This is a genomic window from Gemmatimonas sp. (assembly GCF_044376735.1).
Classification (GTDB): domain Bacteria; phylum Gemmatimonadota; class Gemmatimonadetes; order Gemmatimonadales; family Gemmatimonadaceae; genus Gemmatimonas.
Window position 1 is genome coordinate 1 of record NZ_JBILKJ010000188.1, and the last position, 4,606, is coordinate 4,606.

Sequence of the window (4,606 nt, forward strand, 5' to 3'; positions counted from 1 at the left end):
CAAGAGCAAGAACCCGAACATCAAGATCATCGCGGCCGACCCCATGGGATCCGTGCTGGCCGAACTGTGGCGCAGCAAGGGCGAGGGACATCCCACCGGTGCGCCGTACAAGGTGGAAGGCGTGGGGCAGGACTGCGTGCCGCTCACGCTCGACATGAGCATGATCGACGAGTTCATCTCGGTGAGCGACAAGGACGCCTTCGGCATGGCCCGTCGGCTCACGCGCGAAGAAGGGATCTTCGTGGGGGGGTCCGCCGGCATGATCGCGCACGCGGCGATGAACGTGGCGCGTCGTCTGGATGATCCGGAGGCGTGCGTGGTGACGTTCCTGTGCGACACCGGCGAGCGCTATCTCAGCAAGGTGTTCAACGACGAGTGGATGCGCGAGAACCAGATGCTCGACGTGTCGCCCACGACCATCGAAGCGGTGCTTGGCAACAAGGACGCCAGTGCGCCGGCGATCGTGAGTGTGTCACCCGGTGCGTCGGTGCGTCAGGCGATCCGCCTGATGGCGCTGCACAACGTGTCGCAGGTGCCGGTGATGGATGGCGCCGTGTGCATCGGCAGCGTGGCGGAATCGCAGCTCACGTCGAAGTCGCTGGCCGACCCGAAGGTGCTCGATCAGTCGGTGAGCGACGTGATGGATCAGCCGTTTCCGGTGGTGGACAGCGATCAGCCGGTGGAAAGCGTGGCGAAGCTGTTGTCGAAGAGCAATCGTGCCGTGCTGATGAAGAAAGACGGTGTGGTCCAGGGGATCGTGACCCGCTTCGACGTGCTCGAACATCTGATGCACCGGTAGGCGCATGCGAATTACGGTGTTGCTGGGCGGCGTGTCCGCCGAACGCGAAGTGTCCCTGTCGTCAGGGCTGCGCATCGCGGTCGCGCTCCGCGAGAAGGGGCATGAGGTGATCTGTTTCGATCCGGCCGATGGCGTGCTGACCCGCGAGACCGAGCGGGCGCTGCTGGCGGCTGGCGTGGGGAGTGCGCCGCCGTCGCTCGACGTGCTGGCGGGGCTGTCGCTGCCGTCGCTCGAGCCAACGCTCGGCACTACGCCCGAGATCACCGAAGCGGATTGCGTGTTCCTGGCGCTGCACGGCGGTCAGGGGGAAGACGGGACCGTGCAGGCGCTGCTCGATTTGGTGGGCGTGCCGTACACCGGCAGCGGGCACCTGGCGAGCGCGCTGGCGATGGACAAGCATCTCACGAAGGTGGTGCTGCGCGCCGCTGGGGTCGCTACCGCCGACTGGATGATGGCGCCGGCTCACGGGGCGATGGATGCCGACGAAGTTGGCCGCTATCTGGACTGGCCGGTGGTGGTGAAGCCGTCGAAGCAGGGGAGCACGGTCGGTCTGTCGATCGTACGGGCGCCGGGAGATCTGGCCGCCGCCGTGGCCGAGGCGTTCAAGTACGACGATGAAGTCATGGTGGAGCGGTTCGTGCCCGGGCAGGAGCTCACGGTCGGCATTCTCGGCGACGACGTGTTGCCGACGATCGAGATCGTGCCGGTGAAGGAGCTGTACGATTACGAATGCAAGTATACGCCGGGGATGGCGAAGGAGTTCGTGGCCGAACTGTCGCCGGAGCTTGAGAGCACGCTCGCGGATCAGGCGCGTAAGGCGTTCGTGGCGCTGAAGCTGGGGGGCTACGCCCGTATCGACTTCCGGCTGGACCCTCAGGGACAGCCGTGGTGTCTCGAGGCCAACACGTTGCCGGGGATGACGCCGACCAGTCTCATCCCACAGGCGGCGGCGGCGGCCGGCGTCTTGTTTCCCGATCTCTGTGAGCGCATCGTGCAGTTGGCGCTCACGAACCGGGATCGGCGACGGCACTGACGCCGTGGCTCCCGTCGCTCTTCCCGCGTCTTTTCGCGTCCTGCCATGACCTACGTGACGTACGACGATTTCGATGAGCCCCGCAACCCACAGGCCGTGTACTGGCTGATCGGGGTGTGCGTGGGCGTGTACTTCGTGCAGGCGACGTTGGTTGGCGATGCGAACATGGCGAACTGGCTTGGCTATTCGGCCGGCGATCTCGCGTCGCATGCGTTGTGGACGATCGGGACGTACATGTTCGTGCATGGTGGCCTGATGCACCTGCTGCTGAACATGTGGACGCTGTGGCTGTTCGGACCACGCGTGGAGCGGGCGTGGGGGGGCAGCACGTTCGTGTGGTATTACCTGTGGTGTGGCCTTGGCGGGTGGGCGTTCCACTACATGTTCCAGCGCGACGGCGGCACACTGGTGGGCGCGTCGGCGGCGATTCTCGGCATCGCGGTGGCGTACGCGTCGCGGTGGCCCGACGATGAAGTGCTGTTCTTCGGCGTGGTGCCGATGAAGGTGAAGTGGCTGGTGGTGTTCATGGCGCTGATCAACATCACGATGGCGGTGGTTGATTCGGGCAGCCTTGGCGGCACGGCGTACGCGGCGCACATCGGCGGTATGCTGGCGGGGTGGGTGTACCTCCGCGCGCCGGGGGCCGACAGCCTGGGCCGGTTCCGCACGCGTATTGCGTCGGCGCCCGACTACGGCGACGATACGCCGCGCGCGGTGCCCAAGTCGTCGCGCCCGCGGGAGCGGGAGGTGGACGATATCGTGGCGCAGAGCAAGGCGGCGGTGTCGCGGGTGCGTCCCGAGCCGCGTCCCTCGCCGCGTCCTGGTCAGGCGGCGGTGGCGCCGCAGCCGAGCACCGCGCTGGACGCCGTGCTGGACAAGATTGCGGCCGAGGGGATGCAAAGTCTGACGACGGCGGAGCGGCTGCTGCTGGACGAATGGTCGCAGCGGCTTCGCGACCTCAGCTGACCGTGGTGCGTTCCCGCATTACATTCGGGGATGCCCAAGCCTGAACTGCTGGAGACGTTTCCGAATCCCTACGCGGACCGGACCTACGAAATTTTCATGGAGACGACGGAATTCACGTCGCTCTGTCCGCTCGGCGGCGTCGAGACCGATGCCGTGGAGCTGCGTCTGCTGGAGGGCGGGGCGCCCGACTTCGCGACGATCCGGATCACGTACCAGCCGGCCGAGTTGTGTCTCGAGCTGAAGAGCCTGAAGCTGTATTTCTGGAGCTTCCGCAACGACGGCATTTTCTACGAGCGGGCGGTGAACACGATCCTGGACGATCTGGTAGCGGCGTGCCATCCGCGTACGATGACGGTGGTGGGGGATTTCAACGTGCGTGGCGGGTTGAAGAGCATCATTACGGCGACGGCGACGAAGCCGGCGTGAGTGGGGTGGCGGGGGAGCGCTTGCGGAATGCCCCCTGTTGTGGTTAGCCTGCGGGTCTGTTGTTGGTTTGGCTTGGTAGCTCAGTTGGTAGAGCAGCGGACTGAAAATCCGCGTGTCGGCGGTTCGATTCCGTCCCAAGCCACTGTTGGTGAACGGACAAAAACCGCGCCGGATCGCGTCACTCGCGATCCGGCGCGGTTTTTTCGTTCCACGCGGTGTGAATCCCGCACCGGGCGCGCGCTTACCGCGCGTGCACGCGTCCGCTGCACTTGATCTCCACGCGGGCGGCTGGCCGCGGGAGGGCCGACACGGCCAGTGCCGCCCGAACCGGCGGGTTCACCTTGAAGTACTCGATGTACACGCCGTTCATGGCGGCGTAATCCGCCATGTCCATCAGGAACACGGTGCACTCGTTCAGATCGGCCATGGTCGCCCCGGCGGCCGTCACCGACGCCTTGATGTTCTCGAGAGTCTGCCGGGTTTGCGCGATCACCCCGCCTTCGATGATGTCCTGCGTGCCGGGCTTGATGCCGGTCATGCCCGACACGTACACCAGATCGCCGTCACGCACCGCCACGGAATAGGCGGGCACCAGCGGTGCAATCCCCGGCGGGTTGATGACCTGCCGCGTGCTCATGGGGGCCGGGGTGGTGCTCTGGGCGTGCAGGGCCGCGGGCATGGCCAGTACCACGGTCATCAGAAAGAACGCGCGGCTGATCGGAGAGGACGTCATGGGATGATGGAAAGAGCGTGAAGAAGAGGGATTATCGGCGTGCGGGGATGACAATGGGGGTAAACCACGTGGGACTGATGAAGCGGCTCTTCGGGGACGCGGTCGCCACTTCCTGCTGGAATTTCTTGCGGTCGGCCAGCGCTGCCGCCGACGGCTTGGGATCGCCGTAGGCATCGGCGTGCGTGGGAATGACCACGGCCGGATTGCCGAGAGCTTTCATGAGGCGCCCCGTAAACTGGTACACCTCCAGGCGTTGGCTATTGGATCCGATCAGGGCAATGTCGGGGCGCAGCCCCACCATCTCGCGCTCGATGTAGTTCATGGAGCCCATGATCAGCACTTCGTGGCCGCCCATGCGCAGCAGGTAGGCGAGGTTGCCGCCTTCCACGTAATCCTTGCGACGGAGCGGTGCCTTGAGCCCGCGCGGCGCGTTGCCGGTGATACCGCGCGTGTTGTTGTAGTAGTGCTTGTCGTCCAAGGCGCTGTGAATGTTGGGGATGACCTTGAGCGAAAAATCGTCGAAGTCGTAGTCTTCCCCGCCGATCACGGTGATCAGCCTGGCATCGGGCACGTCGTAGGCCCGTGCCAGATTCGCCGCGGTTTCGTGCCCGATGATCACCGCGCCGGTCTTGTTCGAGATCACGCCGGC

Annotated in this window: 5 protein-coding genes, 1 tRNA gene and 1 pseudogene; 5 read left to right on the forward strand and 2 right to left on the reverse strand. The window is 65.4% G+C overall.

The window, feature by feature from the left end; all coding sequences use genetic code 11:
• The 5 genes from ACIRA7_RS15065 to ACIRA7_RS15085 form a co-directional block, all read left to right on the forward strand.
• Positions 1-799, forward strand: a 799-nt coding sequence (locus ACIRA7_RS15065; RefSeq protein WP_396221663.1) for a pyridoxal-phosphate dependent enzyme, incomplete at its 5' end; no start/stop codon positions are given.
• Between the two features lie 4 nt (positions 800-803).
• A complete protein-coding gene (locus ACIRA7_RS15070; protein ID WP_396221664.1) occupies positions 804-1,832 on the forward strand; it encodes a D-alanine--D-alanine ligase in 1,029 nt (342 codons plus the stop codon).
• 45 nt (positions 1,833-1,877) lie between these two features.
• Positions 1,878-2,798: a rhomboid family intramembrane serine protease gene (locus ACIRA7_RS15075; protein WP_396221665.1), complete on the forward strand. Its 921-nt coding sequence runs from the start codon at positions 1,878-1,880 to the stop codon at positions 2,796-2,798.
• Between the two features lie 30 nt (positions 2,799-2,828).
• On the forward strand, positions 2,829-3,224 hold the full coding sequence (queF, locus tag ACIRA7_RS15080) for a preQ(1) synthase (protein ID WP_396221666.1): 396 nt from the start codon (positions 2,829-2,831) through the stop codon (positions 3,222-3,224).
• 69 nt (positions 3,225-3,293) lie between these two features.
• A tRNA-Phe gene (locus ACIRA7_RS15085) sits at positions 3,294-3,366 on the forward strand.
• 99 nt (positions 3,367-3,465) lie between these two features.
• Here the strand turns inward: ACIRA7_RS15085 and ACIRA7_RS15090 are convergent.
• Positions 3,466-3,957, reverse strand: coding sequence for a RidA family protein (locus ACIRA7_RS15090; protein WP_396221667.1), 492 nt, complete (start codon positions 3,955-3,957; stop codon positions 3,466-3,468).
• 31 nt (positions 3,958-3,988) lie between these two features.
• A pseudogene (locus ACIRA7_RS15095) lies at positions 3,989-4,606 on the reverse strand (hypothetical protein); the annotation flags it as partial.

Bases quoted from the DNA above. Each gene is read 5' to 3' on its own strand.
- ACIRA7_RS15070 (WP_396221664.1), top strand. From the start codon at position 804: ATGCGAATTACGGTGTTGCTGGGCGGCGTGTCCGCCGAACGCGAAGTG.
- ACIRA7_RS15075 (WP_396221665.1), top strand. From the start codon at position 1,878: ATGACCTACGTGACGTACGACGATTTCGATGAGCCCCGCAACCCACAG.
- queF (WP_396221666.1), top strand. From the start codon at position 2,829: ATGCCCAAGCCTGAACTGCTGGAGACGTTTCCGAATCCCTACGCGGAC.
- ACIRA7_RS15090 (WP_396221667.1), bottom strand. From the start codon at position 3,957: ATGACGTCCTCTCCGATCAGCCGCGCGTTCTTTCTGATGACCGTGGTA.